Source organism: Dyadobacter sp. CY323 (assembly GCF_021390245.1).
GTDB lineage: Bacteria > Bacteroidota > Bacteroidia > Cytophagales > Spirosomataceae > Dyadobacter.
Genome location: NZ_JAJUXH010000029.1, coordinates 1 through 17,359 on the forward strand (window position 1 = coordinate 1; position 17,359 = coordinate 17,359).

Genomic DNA, 17,359 nt, shown 5'->3' on the forward strand with positions numbered 1-17,359 from the left:
CTCTTGGATTCTCCTAAGAATGTAATATGTACAGTCAATGATTATGCAGGTCGTTTCACTGGCGTGGACTGCAACTATATCCAAGGTTGGGCCTGGGACAAAAACTTTCCTAATGCCGCAGTCACGGTGGAGGTTTATGAAGGTAGTATAGTATACGCGACAGCGGTAGCAAATATTTACTTGGAGGATCTTAAGAACAGTGGGACCGGTACCGGTAATTATGGCTTTAAAATAGCTACTCCCGCAAGTCTTCGGGATGGCAAAGCCCATCAATTGAGCATGCGAGTTAAGGGGGCTAGTTCTGTACTTTCAACGTCTTCTCAGAATATAACCTGCGCTGCCAACGAGTATGCTGGCCGTCTCAAAGGAGCGGACTGCGACTATATCCAAGGTTGGGCTTGGGATAAAAATGCTCCTGATGGTGCAGTTACGGTGGAGGTTTATGAAGGCAGTACTGTTCACGCCACAGCAGTTGCGAATATTTACCGGGAAGATGTAAAGGTTAGCGGGATTGGCACGGGTTATTATGGTTTTAAAATCCCTACCCCGCTAAGCCTTAAAGATGGCAAATCACATCCATTGAGTGTAAGGGTCAAAGGCAGCAGCACAATCCTTACGGATTCTCCCAAAAGCGTAACCTGTGTAGGTAACCAGTATGCCGGCCGTTTAAAAGGAGCAGACTGCAACTATATCCAAGGTTGGGCGTGGGACAAAAACTTCCCTGATGTCGCTGTTACGGTTGAGATTTATGAAGGCAGTACAGTTTACGCGACAGCCGTAGCGGATATTTACAGGGAAGATGTAAAAGCTAGTGGAATTGGTACTGGCTATTATGGTTTCAAAATTTCCACCCCATCAACCCTTAAAGATGGGAAAGCCCATCAGTTGAGCGTGCGCGTAAAAGGGAGTGCCACAGTCTTGCTCGATTCTCCTAAGATTATAACTTGTGCTGCGTCAGCCAGATTAGCAGCAATCACTGAGGCCCAAATGGAGCCAGAAGCCGTTGAGGCGAAGGATCTTGAATTATTTATAGCACCCAATCCTACAAATGGGAAGTTAGTAGCGACTTTTAGTTTGAAAAAAAATCAAACAGCCTCATTAGCCGTAATGAATACTCAGGGGCAAGTTGTCTGGACGCAATCAGCTGTTGGACAGCACGGAACAGTTCGCCGGGCGGTTGATGTCAGCAATCATGAAAATGGGGTCTACTTTTTTCAGCTTATAATAAAAGGTCAAATACAAACAAAGCGTTTTGTATTAATAAGGTAACTCGGTTTCTAGCTCGGCTAAGTCCGATGTTGAACTGTCACTGGACGGAATCGAGGCTCTAACCTGAACGAATTCCTGGCGTCGAGACGTTTCAGCTGGTGTGCCGCACTATGGTTTTGGCTCCTAGGTTTGCAAATTGATTCCAAAAGTAAATAGGCCTACGCGCTTTTGCCAAGTTTTGTGATCGGTTCCTACTTCTTAACAAAAAGGGATCCATAGAGACACGTATTCTAACCTAATAGTTGTTTTTTTAACCGCATGGTAAGGTGTCATTGGCCCGTAGCACTTTTAACGACTCATCGCCCTGGCCAATTTCAACTATAAAATGGATACACGATGGTTAGGCGTGATCCGACTTTGACATTTTCTTTCTGTAAGACAGCTTCACAATTTTTACATCACCTCCTAGAAGTTTGTTTGGTTCGGCTCTCGCCATAACTAGCCTGCATGTCTGACCTGCCCAAGCTCGAAGCGATCAGGTTTCGTCAATTTAGTCTAAGACATGGGGCTTTTCTACTGAGAAATCAGAGCTTTCGAACAAATCGGTGAGAACCCAGAAAGGGTTCGTCAGCAGTGCTGCAAGAACTTCATGCAATACATCGTATAGGGATAGCAGTAAAAGCTTAACTAAGAAATCTGCATTACCCAATAAACTATTTGCAAAAACTTATAAATATGAGAACATTTACCGATTTTAATCGGGATGAAAACGAAGGACGAGCTCTTTGAAAATTGTATTACTGGGCTAATCCATTGACAGCCATTTAGGTAGAGAGGGTTATAAACCAATGCTTAATTCAGAATAAAAAGTAGCACGGTGCGAGAATTTAATAGCAATAACATATTTTTGTCTGTTACTTAAAAGCTCTGGGTCTGTATAAACAAACTATGTGAAGAATATAATGCAAAAAATCTTTATTAACATGTATACGGATCGCTGGCTTACACGCTAAATATCAAAAAATCCCGATAATACCATAATACTCAACGTAAAAATAGATACATGACGATTAAATATAGGCCTGAGATTGATGGACTAAGAGCTATCGCTGTTGTTCCGGTGGTATTATTTCATATGGGATTTAACTGGATAGAAGGAGGTTATTTTGGCGTTGATGTTTTTTTCGTCATCAGCGGCTATTTAATCACCTCTATCATTATTAAAGAAAATCATTCCAGTTCTTTCTCTTTTAAGAACTTTTGGATGCGACGAGTTCAGCGTATCCTACCAGCATTACTTGTGATGGTAATTGCAGTTCTTATCGCCAGTTATTACATTGTTTATCGTCCAATGTTGAAAACCTATTCCGGTGATGCCATTTCTACTGTATTTTCATATGCCAATATTTCGGCGCTTTTGAAATTTGGCGACTATTGGGGAGATGCAGCAGAATCTTCACCTTTTCTGCACGCGTGGTCATTATCGGTTGAAGAACAATATTATCTGTTTTATCCTGTACTAATCTTTTTTCTATTTAGAAATAGGTTACCTATTGTACCTGTTTTAACTGCATTGGCAGCACTAAGTCTTGTTTGTTTCTTGTTTGCTACAAAAAAGTACCCTACAGCCGGATTTTATCTACTTCCATTTAGGGCATGGGAGATGGCAGCAGGAGGCCTACTGGCCTTCAGTAGCGTCCAGACTTTGCCAAAGCCTCACCTGAAACTAGGAAAACTACTATCAGTGCTAGGTTTGCTTTTAATTATAAGCTCATATTTTATTTTTTCAGGCTCTTCGGGCATAGGGGTAACTGCGCTATTGCCAGTTATTGGATCCGTATTAGTAATTGCTTTTGCTTCCGACACAAATAGTGTCGGACGGTTATTAGGCTCTAATAGTCTGGTACACATTGGGAAAGTATCTTACTCACTTTATTTATGGCACTGGCCGGTGATCGTATTAGGAAGGGAATTTTTATATACCCTTCCCAAACTTCCTGACTTTTATGACCTGTTTATTGCGTTATTGATGATAGTATTCACATATTTATCGTATTTTTTAGTAGAGAAAAAGACTCGTTATCGTAAGAGTATATTGCAGTATGTTTTTGTATTACTTGCAGTGTGCTTGACCATCAGTTTTGTTTACAAGAATTTGCTTCCAGTTAGCTACGTATCCTCATTTAATAGAACAAAATTTTTTGGACTGATATATGACGTCACACCCACAGTCGAAGTTTCTCAGGGAGCACTGGCTAAGCGAGATGGTATTATTGCTCCTACCCGAAGCAGTATTTTTAAAGGTATCCACCCAGAAGAAGGCATCATTGTTGGGAGCGAAGGGTTATATCCGGGCATTGTCGTTGTTGGCGATTCACATGGCGCCATGTGGGGAAAAGTCATTGATGAAATAGGAGAGGAACTAGGGGTAAAAAGGGCTTTTTACACGCATGTCGGTGGCAATCCATTCTTTAAAATTCCGCTCTCTGATAAACCTGAAAAAGCAAAAGGATTCTCTGATCAACAACGACATTTGTATGAGCAAAGCTTGCTAAACAATCTAGCGATGTGGAAGCCAAAGTTGCTAATTGTGTCGTGCAAATGGTCGCATAAATCAAATGAAAATATTTCTCAATTAGAAGGTCTCTTAAAGTTTGTTGATACACATTCTATTACAGTTGTATTATTAAATCAACCTCCTATTGTAAAGCAAATCGGAGAGAAGAACAGTAGCCAATATCTTGCGTACCTAGGGTATAAGCCAAGGCAGGGCAGGCAATACCTACCTTCAATCGAGAACACTGATGTAGTACTTCAGAATGATATGATCAACTTGATCGCAAAAAAATATGCCCATTGCGCTGTATTAGATGTTGCTTCACTTTATCAGAAAGACAAGAATGTGTTGATTAGCTATAATAACGAGATTGTATATTATGATGACGATCACCTTAGCTACCAAGGGACGGTCCTTGCTAAAGATAAATTAATGGCAGTAATCAGACAAAAAGTACAATAGGAGTGATGCGGACATAATCAAGGAAGTGGCTTGACAGGCCTCACATTTTACTACAATTTCCCCGACGTGTTGCAAAAGTTAGAAGTCGACAATAGATAAGCAAGTAGATATTGTTAGACTGATGTAAAATTCAAACCTTTCTGAGTGAATTACTCGCTGACTCAGCTAATCGCTTCCAGGCTTTATTAAAGTTAGCATGTAATTGTCAATAGCTATTTAAGAACCAATTGCTAAAAATTAATAATTGAATAAAAGGCCTTCTTGGGGGTCATCTTTTCTGTAAACAAATATGGATATGCAGATGTCTTAAGTCGTTTACTGAGAAAATTCGGCCAATCGGCACCGCCCCATAGGGTAATTCCGGTAACTGCTGGTTCCTCTCTGCATACTCTGAAAAGAATCTCATATTGTTTTGCCTGTTTATCAATAATATCTTCTGAATATATCCTTTGCTTTCCTAATTCGTATTTTTTTTCACTAGTGCGATCAAACATAGCAATATCAACTTCTGTAAACTGAATCTCCAAACCAATGCTCTTAAACTTTGCTAAATCTGCTTTCAAGCTTTTTTCCGTGAAACTATTCAGTCCATAATGTCCTTGTATTCCCAAACCGTCAATCGGTACGCCTTTTTGCTTGAGTCGTTTTAGTAGCTCAAATATTTTATCTCGTTTTTCTTGAGTGACAAAATGATCGTTATAGAAAAGCTTTGTCTTGGGATCCGCTTTTTTTGCGATTCTAAACGCAGCTTCGATATACTGTTCACCAAGTATTTCATAGAGCCTGTCATTACTCCGGTGCATAGTATTGCCTCCATAAATCGACTCGTTGACTATATCCCAACAGTAGATCTTGCCCTTATAACGTTTCATGGCAGTCGTGATAAGCGTATCTATTCTTTTTAAGAGTAAAGATTTACTTACTTTCTTACCATTTTCTTTAAAAAACCAATCAGGCATCGTTGAGTAGAAGATGGGACAATGCCCTCTGATTTTTAGATTGTTTTTATATGCAAAATTAACAAGACTATCAGTTTGGGAAAAATCAAAAATTCCTTCTCTAGGATATATTGTACGGGCTTTTATATCTGGACAGGTAATGCTCGAATATTGCGAGACAACAAATTTTTTTAATTCTTCATTCTTTAGATAGTGATAGAACATAGCTGTTCCAACCGGAAAATAATCTTTGTAGGCGCTTTTTAAGGTTACCCCCGCGCCTTTCTTTGTATCCGTTTTAGTTTGTATCAATAACCTTTTGCTATCGGAGTTATCATTTCTCGATTCTTGGGTTTTTGTGGTCAATCCCAGCAGAGGAATCAACAGCATCCCTATGACGTTCCTCATATATCATTTGCCAAATTATTTGTTTTAAATAAATACTTTGCAAATATTTTTAGTGATTGATAGTTGGTGACCAAATATCTTTTAAATAGTCTCCTGGGCTGCAGATAAAGCCTGAATAACCATTCTAATCCTAAACGACGCATTATCAAAGGAGCCCTGCGGTTATTTTCTGCAAGAAAATCAAATAATCCTCCACAAGTTTTGATAATACCAACTTCACAATTGTCTCTTATGAGTAATGAGAAGAGCTCTTGTTTAGGCCTACCAAGTCCTACCCAGATAAAATTCGGGTGCGCATCGTCTATTTCTTTCAAAACTTTTTCATGGTCAGCTTCCGAAAAATACCCATTTCTAAATCCGGCAATTTTTATGCCGGGGTATTGGCTGCGGACATTAGCTACGGTTTTTTGTATGGTGTCCTCATTACCACCTAGGAAATAATGAGATTCGCCATTCTTCCTAGATTGTGAGGCCACATTATGAAACCAGTCTGTCGTGGCAATTCGTTCAGGAAGACCTTCTTTTGATAGCATTTTTGAAGCGGTAACGATTGACATTCCATCCGCATGAACGTAGTTCGCATTTAGAAATAATTTCTTGAAATCAAGATCGTTATGAAATTTTGCCAGGCTTTCACCATTAAGTGAAAAAGATATTATTTTGCCAAACTTACGGGACTCCTCAATAACAAAGGTGGCAAACTGATCTCTCGTGAGGTTCACTAATTCAACCCCGCAAAATTGTATTGTTTTCATATGTGTTGAGTTTTCTTACCTGAAATAAAAGAAGTTAATAATTTTAATAAGGAATTGTTATTCAAAAAGTATCTTTGAAAATACTTTTCCGCCTTGCTTGTTTAAATGATCTTGATTGCTAAAATACCCATCTTGATCTGCAAATGCGGTTTTGTGATCCAATATTCTTATGCCACTGTCGCTGAGCACCTTATCGGCACCAAAGTTTGCATCACCTAAAACGTCCATATACGATGCGGCCAATGGAAATTTTACGCCTAAAAGAGTGATGTTGTGCTCTTTACTTAAAGATATAATATTTTCCAGTGATATTTTTAGTCGCTCGCTACTTTTCTGCCCCGAAAATTGGTAGTTTTTCCTGTCTTCAGACTTAACGACCCGCTGTTCAGCAGATAATGTCGACCAATCTTCCTCTTTTACCAGCTCGGGATGAATAATCGATGCGACACTCCTTAGAAGAAACCGACGGAAAATGGTCCTTATCTTCGGCTGTAAGATCACAAAATAGTAGGTAATATATTTAGATTGAATATATGTGAAAGTATCAGTGTTATTTTTTGTTAGGTAAAATACACTTCGATCTGTATTGTTGTTATTATCCCGATAACGGCTGAGCATATGATCGTCTACGTTAACATATACAGTATCTATTTGATATTTATTTTCAATTAAATAGAGTAGCTTTCTTTCAATATCAAAATATGACTCGCTTCCCGCAGAAAAATTATAGACATTATACTCTTCGGGATATTTGGCTAGCGGCAGACCGTGGGAATCAGAAAAAACAAAAGAATGAAACCGCTTTTCAGGCACAACACTATATCCATTATAGTATGTCTTATAGGCGAAATAGTACACTACGCAATTAAATGCAATAACTATGCCAATAAATATCATTATGTTTTGAACGAACCTTCTCATATCATCACACCAAAAGTTAGAACTGGAAATATATAAATTCAACTGTCTCTTCAAAATTTCCAAAAAAATAGATGGCGAGTGTAATCATACAGTAATAAACCCAGCGGAATGATTTAGATTTTATACTGGGGATACCTTCAATTGCATAATTTTTTTCTCTTCCAATCCACTCAATGAACAAAAAGAGTACAAGGAGGACCACTAAAATTAGAATTCTATCCATTTCGGGAAGTTTCGGAGCTGAGAATAGAGTAGGGGAAACTATACCGGAGATATAGCTAAATGCATGGATGACGCTTTCCGCGCGGAAGAATATCCAGGCAAGGGTAACTAATGTGAATGTTACAATCAACTGCACTGATTCTTTAAGTGATGGCAGAAATCTTCCTTTTGCAACTGTTTCTAAATTGTTTCGATTAGTTCTAGTAATAATCGATGGCATCATATATAACGCGTGCAGCCCACCCCAAATAATAAAAGTCCAGTTCGCTCCGTGCCAGAACCCGCTAACTAAAAATATAATAAACGTATTTCGTATTCGCAACCAGTTTCCGCCACGACTTCCTCCTAAGGGAATATATAAGTAGTCCTTAAACCAAGATGATAGTGATATATGCCAACGACGCCAGAATTCAGCTATATCTCTGGAGAAGTAGGGAAAGTTGAAGTTTTTTAACAATTCAATACCTAGAAGCCTTGCACTTCCTAATGCAATATCTGAATATCCAGAAAAGTCGCCATAAATCTGGAAAGTAAAAAGGATTGCACCTAGGGCAAGGTTGCTCCCGCTTTGATGAGTACTATCATTGAAAATCTGATTAGCGAAAATTGCACAATTATCTGCAATGACAACTTTTTTAACAAGTCCCCAAAGTATTTGTCGAAGGCCGTCAACTGCCTTCGGGTAGTCAAATTTTCGCGGCCTTTCAAGTTGCGGAAGCAAGTGTGTTGCACGCTCAATTGGTCCCGCAACCAGCAAGGGAAAAAAGCTGACAAATAATGTATAGTTCACCCAATTATAAGACGGTTTTAGCCTGTTATAATAGATGTCAAATACATATGAGAGCCCATGAAAAGTATAAAAGGAAATGCCAACAGGAAGTATAATTTGCAAAGTTGAATAATGGGGTTGTAGACCGAATCCTTGTAATAGTTCTGCGAAAGACTCTATGAAGAAGTTATAGTATTTAAAGAATCCTAAAAAGCCTAAATTAATTCCAACACTCAAATACAGCCAAAGTTTCTTCTTAAATTTTGTCTTGGCTTCATAAATGGTAATTCCTGAGAAATAGTCAAGCCCGGTTGAAAACGCTAACAGAAACACAAAGCGCCAGTCCCAACAACCGTAGAAATAGTAGCTGGCTGCCAGAAGCATTAAGTTTTGCCATTTTAACGATTTTTCATTTAGCCACCAATAAAGTAGGAAAATGAAAGCAAGAAATATAGGGTATTGCAGGGAATTAAAAAGCATTCTTTCTTTTCTTTTAATTTGTTTTTACCTTATTTATTCTGCTTGCTTTTTATGGCTCTATCAACAATTGCTCTATACACAGATTTAGGCAGAAATATTTGCAACCCGATTACAACTGATAGTTGTGGGCTGTAGCAACCTCGGACTACTGCATTTAGGTATAATTTTATCCCTTTAAAATAGTCTCCTTTTTGGACATAGGATTTTGCAACGAACCATCCGTTATCGGCATAAAAAGCTTTCCTGGTAATGATTGGTTTGACTTTTTCAAGCCATTTCTCCCTGACTTCGGGTCGAGATTTTGACGATATCCTTTTGCCATCATAAACATCTCTCCAAACAACTGCAGGTAGCTCTTTCATATGGAAGCTTGCACCCTCCGCATATAGACGAATCGCAAAATCAGTATCCTGACCAAAAGGCAAGTTGTCGTCAAATCTGACTTTCCTAGCCAAATCGGTAGGCAAAACTAGCGTCGATGTTTGCAGAAATCCTCTATCGCTCAAAAGATAGTCAGACATGTGTTCGTCCTTCAATATCGATCGCGGGGGCTTTAAGAATGTTTTCCCTTCACCCCTGTTAACTACTATTTTTGCATACACTACACAGTTAGGGTTGGTATCCAGTACTGTCGCCGATGATGATAAATGATCTTTCATATACAAATCATCAGAGTCTAGCATTGCTACATACTTTCCTCTTGCAACATCTATACCATGATTCCGCGCAATATTTGCGCCAGAATTATTTTGGTATATATACCGGACTCGAGAGTCTAAAAGCTCTCTAACTTTTTCCGCCGAAGCATCCGTCGAGCCATCATCAACAACAATAACTTCGAAAGACTTTTTTGTATCCTGGTTTAATACAGATTGAATTGTCGTCTGAATAAGCTCTTCCCTGTTATATAAAGGAATTATTACCGAGAAAAATGGCTCCTCCATGTTTATTGAAATATTTTATTCACTAGAATATTAGACAACTCTATATATTCTTTTTCTACCTTTTGGATTTTTTTATAAACCATAGACTTATTTTCAAGTAGATCAGACAGGCCAGCAAGTATTTTTTCCGAATTGTCATTTGTATTGGCCATTAAATCAGATAAGCCGGCATCTTCATATATGCCTTTGATTTTTGTATGCTTATCTATATCCGTTAGGATGACAGGTAATGCGCCATATTTATATGCCAGAAGCGCTCCATGAAGACGATTGGTTAACATACATATTACATCGCTGTAAAATTCCTGCGCACTCCCGAGTGTTATTTGATCTTCAACAAAACTAATGGGATATCGCTCAGATAGCTTATCATAGAGCTTTTTACAGAAATCGTAATCCATTTGCACCTGGTATACAACTACAAACTCGTATTTGTGCTGATATTTGTTTAGAGTGGCATCCAATATGCGATCTATCTTATGGAGGTATGTATCATTGTAATCGCCTTTTCCAACGGCATCCCTGAAAGTGATTAGGATCTTATTTTTCGGATATGTGACAGTGCTATTGACTGCACTCATTACAGGATGATATGTCCATGCCAAATCAGGGAAAAAAACGGCCTTTTTAATACCAATGTCTTTGGCCAGTTTCAGTGAAATGCTGTCTCGTATGTAATAGAAATTCGTAAAAAGTGAACGGAATTTCTCTGCAAAAGCAATGTAATTACCAATAGACCCCAAGGAAAATCCTACCTTGATAATTTTTACTCCCAGTAATTGAAGGAAACAAAAGAAGAAACCAGAGATGATATTTCGAACTGCCTTACTCTTGGAATTGCCACTTTGGTGGCCAGGAGGACCTGCTATTAAGTAAATTTTCAGTGTTTTTCGGAAAAAGAAACCTCTTAGAGCTGCGGATATTAAGTATCCCTTAAAGCTTTTACCAATATTTGAAATACGTTCGGATTGCCCGACTCCCAATTCATCTACGTACCAGACTGGCATCCCGGCATCATTTACTACAATATTGGCATAATGCTTCAGGTGATCCAGCAGGGATTTGTTTATCAACACATCGCCGGTGTTTTCATATTGCGTATTTGCCTGGAAGAAAACCAGTCTCTTAGGTGTAACCATCAGAATGAACTATTTGTTTTTTGTCAGCTCGATACTAAAAAGTTGAATAAAGGGTTTGTCCCCGTGATATTCTTTGAATATTCTTAACTTTTAGAAAGCAGCGTGGAAAGTTTTTTTCCAAGATCGTCCCAGCTATATTGTCTGACCATCTCAGCAACAGCCTCTTTATCAATCTTATTGAATTCCTTATCTTCTAGAATTTTTATAATATCGTCAAAACTGTTATAAGTTAAAATCACACCGCGTTCTCCTAGTTCCTTAAATGCAGCATTGTTCGGACCTATGACTGTGGTGCCCCAAGGTATTGATTTTATCAATGCACCTGAATTAAGGACACTGCTACCAGAATATATAAATAAAACATACCTTGATTGTTTATGTAATGTTTTGAGTTTGCCATTCTCGACAAATTCATTCTCGATGTTTATATTTGGATATGCAGCATATTGCTCTTTCAACTTATAATAGAATTGGTCGTTAGAAAACTTACCAATCAATTTCACATTAAAGTGTTCAGTCTTTTTTTTAATCTGCAGATAATCCAAAAATTCACGAACCCCCTTGCTTTCCCTCACATTGCCCCATATTAGCACATCATATTTAATCTCAAGTGCCGATCCATTAAAAGTATTTTCAAAAAAAGGATGAAAATAGTCCAAGATCCGTTTATCTTCCTGGGTTAAAGACAGAATGTTATAACTCTCTCTTGTATGAAAGACGATAACGCTTGACCAATTTTTCATTACACGAACAACCAACTTACCCGCCCATGTGTCTCCTTTATGAGGGTGTACGTTATGGTGTGTCCAAATGACTTTCTTCCCTGCTATTTTAGAAATGACAACCAGCGCCGCAAGCAGGGGCAACTGATGCCACGTTATATTTTCTATCCAATTAAAATAAAGAACATCTGCCTTGGTAAAGAATTTAAATACGTCGAGCATCCCGTTACGGGTGGGTATGCCATAATTTACCACATCGAAATTAGTGACCAAGCCTTTACTTAAATTATGCATGTAAGGACTCTTTTCTTCCAGGTCCTTTAAATTCCGCATCGGGTACAGATAAACTCTTTTACTCATTGCGCACCTTTTAACTTCAATTGAAGCAGAAAAAACATATACATATAGGGTAGCTCCAAGGCCCTTAACTGCTCAGTTATAAAATCAGTGGATTCCTTTGGAGTTAAGACAGGTTTGCACTTAATTAAGTAGTTGACAAATCGTTTTGCCAACAGAAAACGCTTTTTAAAGTTTACGTCAGAGCCTTTTTGTCGATAGAAATTTACAACCCACTCTGCAAATTTGATGCTTGCATTTAGCTTGCCCTTTACGATATTTATGGATTTTGTATCCGGAGTAATATTCACACTACTGCGACGCCAGTTTACCATTGCATCGGAAATAGTTACTATACCTTTTTCCCAACCAATTTTCGTCCAGGTGGCTTCATCAGAATGCCAGGCGTGAGGGAAGTTTAGAAATCTTCCGGTTTCTCTGTACTTAGCTGTTCTAAAAATGTATTCCACTACATATGAATTAATTTTAGATGACCATTTAAGGGTATTGAATTCATCTATGGTAATTTTTTTCTGATAACTCGGAAGCTCTTTTATTGTTTCCCCAGCTTCTCCGATAATGCGAATATTAAAATGGAATACATCACAGTCAGTATTTTTTTCCTGCGTTTTGTAAAATGCTTCAACGCAGCCAGGCTCCATGATATCATCGTCAGAAAAAAGCCATATCCATTCTTCATTTAAGGTCATCTCAATACATCTTTCCCAGTGTGCCACCAGGTCATTACCTCCGAGGTTTTCACTAAATTTCTTATAAACTATATTAATCTTCGACTCATAAGAAGATATTATAGGTTGTAAATTCTCGGGACTGCAATCGTCTCCTACATAGACAGTAAAGCGTCTGTTGGTTTGACCGGCAATTGAGGCAAGGGCAGCATCAAAAAAGGCAGACTTATAAGCCGGGATGACAATTGCCAGATTCTTATCCATTTCAATTCTGTTTAATCTAGGTGATTTTGTCTCTATTTTTCTAAACAAAATCAGATTTTAAGGCTTGCTTTCGTATTATACTCCAATTTCTTCTTACTACCTGTCAAAATACTTTTCAACAGCAAGAATATGGCAACAATCCAAATTAATACAGAGAGGTAAAGGTTATTTTCTTTTTGATCGTAATCAAAAAAAATGTTTCCTCCCGGAACACCTCTAAACAAATTAATTAATCTTACGCATAACAAGACAATGGAAGTACTTACAAGAGCGATTTTCCAAGGTTGTTTTTTTAACGCATGTTCAAGCGAGTTATACCAAGATGAATAGTCTAGGAAAGAGACATAGACTATAAAAAGGTTCATAAAATTGATATTTAATATTACACCGTTTAGGAAGTGGAAAATACAGGCAGCTATTAGCCAGAGCTTCCAAGCCATCCTCGAATGTAAGAGAAAAAAAATGGGCGTTAGCTCAAAAATTACACCAAGGTAGTCCATCACCTTAAAACCCCAAAACGGCATAAACTTTGGTATATAGGGCGCTAATAGATAGGCCCTAAGGTGAAGTTCCTTGTAAAACCACGCACCTGAACCGTTAGTTGTAAAATCTAAATCTATCCACATGATGGCCTTTTCAAAACCAGCAGAAAAAAAGCCAAAACAGACAAATACGCTCAATAAAGGCAGGGACATGTTAATTTGATTCACTTTCCTGGGCTTATCTGGAATAAGTGCCAGATAAGTACCCCAATCGCTAAATATCATACAAACCAGAAGAGCCAAGATAAGAACCGGCGAGTGGTCAATCTTTCCAAAAGAAAATTGAAAACTGCAGCAAACTATGTAAATTATGGTATATGTAATGGTCGAGAATCTGGCTTTCACACCAAGGAAAAGCATTGCTGACAATATGATGAGCAAAACGTTGGCAAGGACTAAAACAAGATGCCCTGGAAAGCCTCCAAAAAAACTTGCGATACTGAAAAAAGGAGGTTCGAAAAAAGCCTGTGGAACGTCACTTAGCCAGAGGAAGTTAGGTGAATTAATACAAAGAAGGTACAGGCCCACCATCATTCGAAAAACGGCCAAAGATTTAGAATCAATTGCTGTGGACCGAATGATAGCTGCCCAAAACCAATTATTCTGACCTCTAATCCAAATTAACAAATTCCTCATTTTCTATATAAGTTTTTGTAATTAAACCAGTTGTTAGAGATATGCTCCTTACTTCCGTAAGGATTCTTATTTTGGAGCTCACAATGCTTTGTGCTGATAAACGATACTTTATCCATTTCTTTACTTCCTCTTCTCGCTCTTTACCTATGTCATTGTTTTTTATATCCATTTTGATGCCCAGTTTAGACATCAATTTCCCCTTTCTACTTTTAGCAATAGCATTTCCTTTATCCAAGCCAAATTTTTGATCTGTTAAATATCTGAAGTAGTGAATAGGTATCGGCTGGATAAATTTCCCTTCATCCACATCTATCCATTTTTTTGAAATTACGTCGAAAGCTGACAATTCCGTAGTCTTAAAAGTTGCCAGGCCATTATTGTTTTTAATTCGTATCCCACCAGTTGGCAGAAGAACTGCTGGATAGGGTTCAAATCCAATTGTCTTTAAAAAAAAAGGGATCAAAAGGAAAGCTCCTAGTAATGCTGTTTTATAAAGTTTCATATGAGAATAAATTTTGAATCAAACTCAACATTATACGTTGATCGCAATTAAACAAAATATCAAAGCTATGAAGCTACTGCCTTGGCAACTTTGCATAATTAGAACTCACTGAACTTTTAAGCTGTTTAGATCTTTTAAAGCTTAAGTCGGCTATGTAAAAGAGTATGCAAAGGAAGGGTATTGTTGAGGCATTTGAAAAATATTCGGAAATGAAAAGCAGCATAGTTGAACTGAGAAACACAAATGGAACCCACATTCTTGTTTTTTCATAAAGTTTATATCTCAGTCCTTTTACGCTTATAGACAAAACATTCAAAACGTAAGCGATTCCGAAAGTGTTGTACGCGCCAATCATTCCTACATCAGAAGCGAAAAACCGATAGCGCTCCTGAATCATCAATACCTCCGCACCGTATTTAGTTACACTATGTGGAGCGCCGTTACCCAATATCCTTGGGAAAACCCCCGGCGGCCAGTTTCTTTTAAGAAAGAAATCAGCTGATAGAAAACGAATATAATCTTCGTTTCCAACGTCGCTTTCTGTCAGCTGAATATATTGCCCAAAAATTTGATACCTAAAACTATATAAGACGAAACCAATGACACAAAGAACAAGAATAGCAACAAATCTTGCCCCGGAACCTCCTGATCCTAACACTCCCATTAGCACACAACACACCACGAATGACGCTGCAAACTGCCGGGTTCCGAAGTAATAAAAGCCCACCAATATAAATAGGAACATTAATAGGTACTTTATTTCTCTCAAATTGAAAAATCTGTATAAGAAATATAACCCGATCAAAATAGCATAATGGTGACGAAAAAGCAAAAACCGGTATACACCTGCCCGTAATATCTCGGAGCCAGAATCTTCTGTCCTTGATGCAAAATAATACAACGGATATGTGAACTGTTGTATTATTGTTAAAAAAGCCCAAACTAGAGCTACAAGAGTGCAGAGTTTAATTATTGTTTTAAATTGAATGTTGAATATATGTAAGATAAAGTAGAACTGCCAAAATAACAGCCGCCTAAGCGTTAAGGCGCTATAAAGGAAACTTTGGCCATGATATAAATATGCCGCCAACATACTTATGACTGGTATTACAAACAGGAAAACCATGACGTTGTTTCTAAACATCATGTTACGATTTCGTATTGTATGCCAATTGTTAATTATTATGAATGCCAGAACGATATTCATAATGAATTCTAACCCATCATATATACCGTCTGGAATTACTATAAAACTCCAAAAACGAATACTTATGAGAACAGCAAAAACTACAAGATAAAACCCAGTTTTATTTTCCCTTCTTGATATGGTTGATGAGTTAGCTATCACCTAATTATTTACATTTTTTCGGTTTAAAATTCTCCTTACATTACTTATCTCAATCAGTTTTGTAGTGAACAAACCTGCTGTATACAAAGTCGCCCAAAGGGACAATTTAGCTGCGATATCGATAATAATAACACCCGTATTAATATCAATAGTTATAATACCGACTGCAATAAGAATACCCATTGCCGCAGGATAAATAAATGACTTGAATACTTTCCATGAGTTTAATTTAAGTATAGCACCATTGAAATAAAAATAGTAAAAGGACATTTGAATGACGATATACACGGCATAACCAATAATGGCTGATCCAACTTCAAAATATTTACATAGCATGACATTCAAAACAACTGAAATTACGCAGGAAATTGCCGAGCTAATGATAAGCATTTTGGTTTTTCCTGTTGAGAGGACCAGGCTTGCTATTGGCGAATTATGGAGAGAAAATAGAATTGTCAGTACCCATATAGTTAACCAATTATATAGATGTACATACTCACTACCTACATACAGATGTAAAATTTCTCTACCAGCTACTACAAATGGCATGCAGAGAAATACGCATATGATTGTTGTAAAAAGGGTATTGCCATAAGCAAACTCTTCTATCTTTTCCTGATTTTTCTCTGTAAGAAGCTTCGAAGTTACAGGCAACAATATGGTAACAAACATTCCTCCAATGGAAATGATAAATATGGTAATGGTTTCCATTATTCGATATTCAGCAAGCACCTCTGACACGTTGTTTGAAAAAATACCTAATACTACTGGTCTTAATTTTGTGGCTGACATTTGAAAAATTCCCATAGCTATAATGGCCATACTATATTTGAAAACAACCTGAAAATTAGCCCAATCTTTTTTTGGTAAAAACCCGGATATCAACCCAGAGCTTTTTGCTTTAAGAAAATTTGGTATTACAATAAAGCTGTTGGCAATACAGAATAAGAAAAAATAAAGTGTGATATTAAGCTTCAACCATATGGTGAAATAGATAACAACCAGGTTAGCAACTGTCTTTACCAAACCCAACTGTCGAACATATTTTATGTTGTGATTTGCAATTAACAATTGATTATAAACACTCGTGCTCCAGTTAACAATTGCAAAAATAGATAATATAAAAAAGAGTACTCTTAACGTTTCCGCTTGATCTGGTGTAATGGAGAATATAGACATCCCCCAAAGAGCGATAATTATTAGAACCAGTGCATTGATAATGCCAATGATTCCGTAAAATGTTATACTAGTACGAGCCGTTGAGTCAAGCAAATCATATTTCTTCGCAGCAATCCATTCTGAGAAGTGTTTTATTGAACCTGTATTAATACCCATATCCAACAATTGCAAATACGCATTTATCGAACTGGCAAGAGCTATGAGACCAAATTCATTTTTGCCAAAATAGGACAGTAACAATGGTACGGATATGAATTTTACAAGTGCGTCGAAAACCTTTGCAACAACTCCCCACAAAAATGAATCGACTATATATTTGTTACTCACAACACATTTA

Annotated in this window: 14 protein-coding genes; 2 read left to right on the top strand and 12 right to left on the bottom strand. The window is 37.6% G+C overall.

Features of this window, described 5'->3' with window-relative positions:
* The coding region (locus LZG72_RS26760) for a T9SS type A sorting domain-containing protein (RefSeq protein ID WP_233878221.1) at window positions 1–1,269 on the top strand (1,269 nt) is incomplete at its 5' end.
* Between the two features lie 1,003 nt (window positions 1,270–2,272).
* Complete coding sequence (locus LZG72_RS26765) at window positions 2,273–4,228, top strand: acyltransferase family protein (RefSeq protein ID WP_233878222.1); 1,956 nt, start codon at window positions 2,273–2,275, stop codon at window positions 4,226–4,228.
* A 230-nt stretch (window positions 4,229–4,458) separates the two neighbouring features.
* Here the strand turns inward: LZG72_RS26765 and LZG72_RS26770 are convergent, their stop codons facing one another.
* The 12 genes from LZG72_RS26770 to LZG72_RS26825 all read right to left on the bottom strand — a co-directional run bounded on the left by LZG72_RS26770 (window position 4,459) and on the right by LZG72_RS26825 (window position 17,349).
* Entirely contained in the window at window positions 4,459–5,574 is a 1,116-nt protein-coding gene (locus LZG72_RS26770) for an endo-1,4-beta-xylanase (RefSeq protein ID WP_233878223.1), read from the bottom strand.
* Window positions 5,571–6,329, bottom strand: a complete 759-nt coding sequence (locus tag LZG72_RS26775) for a WecB/TagA/CpsF family glycosyltransferase (protein ID WP_233878224.1) — start codon at window positions 6,327–6,329, stop codon at window positions 5,571–5,573. The genes LZG72_RS26770 and LZG72_RS26775 overlap by 4 nt, the downstream gene beginning before the upstream one ends.
* 57 nt (window positions 6,330–6,386) lie before the next feature.
* The gene (locus LZG72_RS26780; protein WP_233878225.1) at window positions 6,387–7,142 is read right to left on the bottom strand and encodes a hypothetical protein; all 756 of its coding nucleotides are present in this window, start codon (window positions 7,140–7,142) and stop codon (window positions 6,387–6,389) included.
* Between the two features lie 124 nt (window positions 7,143–7,266).
* Window positions 7,267–8,721, bottom strand: a complete 1,455-nt coding sequence (locus tag LZG72_RS26785; protein ID WP_233878226.1) for an MBOAT family protein — start codon at window positions 8,719–8,721, stop codon at window positions 7,267–7,269.
* Window positions 8,722–8,750: 29 nt separating this feature from the next.
* The gene (locus tag LZG72_RS26790) at window positions 8,751–9,665 is read right to left on the bottom strand and encodes a glycosyltransferase family 2 protein (RefSeq protein ID WP_233878227.1); all 915 of its coding nucleotides are present in this window, start codon (window positions 9,663–9,665) and stop codon (window positions 8,751–8,753) included.
* A 2-nt stretch (window positions 9,666–9,667) separates the two neighbouring features.
* The gene (locus LZG72_RS26795; RefSeq protein WP_233878228.1) at window positions 9,668–10,804 is read right to left on the bottom strand and encodes a polysaccharide pyruvyl transferase family protein; all 1,137 of its coding nucleotides are present in this window, start codon (window positions 10,802–10,804) and stop codon (window positions 9,668–9,670) included.
* Window positions 10,805–10,887: 83 nt separating this feature from the next.
* Window positions 10,888–11,886, bottom strand: a complete 999-nt coding sequence (locus LZG72_RS26800; RefSeq protein WP_233878229.1) for a glycosyltransferase — start codon at window positions 11,884–11,886, stop codon at window positions 10,888–10,890.
* Complete coding sequence (locus tag LZG72_RS26805; protein ID WP_233878230.1) at window positions 11,883–12,815, bottom strand: glycosyltransferase; 933 nt, start codon at window positions 12,813–12,815, stop codon at window positions 11,883–11,885. Before LZG72_RS26805 ends, LZG72_RS26800 begins: the two co-directional genes overlap by 4 nt.
* A gap of 50 nt (window positions 12,816–12,865) precedes the next feature.
* Window positions 12,866–13,993, bottom strand: a complete 1,128-nt coding sequence (locus LZG72_RS26810; RefSeq protein WP_233878231.1) for a hypothetical protein — start codon at window positions 13,991–13,993, stop codon at window positions 12,866–12,868.
* A complete protein-coding gene (locus tag LZG72_RS26815; RefSeq protein WP_233878232.1) occupies window positions 13,968–14,495 on the bottom strand; it encodes a hypothetical protein in 528 nt (175 codons plus the stop codon). The genes LZG72_RS26810 and LZG72_RS26815 overlap by 26 nt, the downstream gene beginning before the upstream one ends.
* 73 nt (window positions 14,496–14,568) lie before the next feature.
* On the bottom strand, window positions 14,569–15,240 hold the full coding sequence (locus LZG72_RS26820; RefSeq protein ID WP_233878233.1) for a hypothetical protein: 672 nt from the start codon (window positions 15,238–15,240) through the stop codon (window positions 14,569–14,571).
* 603 nt (window positions 15,241–15,843) lie between these two features.
* Window positions 15,844–17,349, bottom strand: coding sequence for a lipopolysaccharide biosynthesis protein (locus LZG72_RS26825; RefSeq protein WP_233878234.1), 1,506 nt, complete (start codon window positions 17,347–17,349; stop codon window positions 15,844–15,846).
* Window positions 17,350–17,359: the final 10 nt, after the last annotated feature.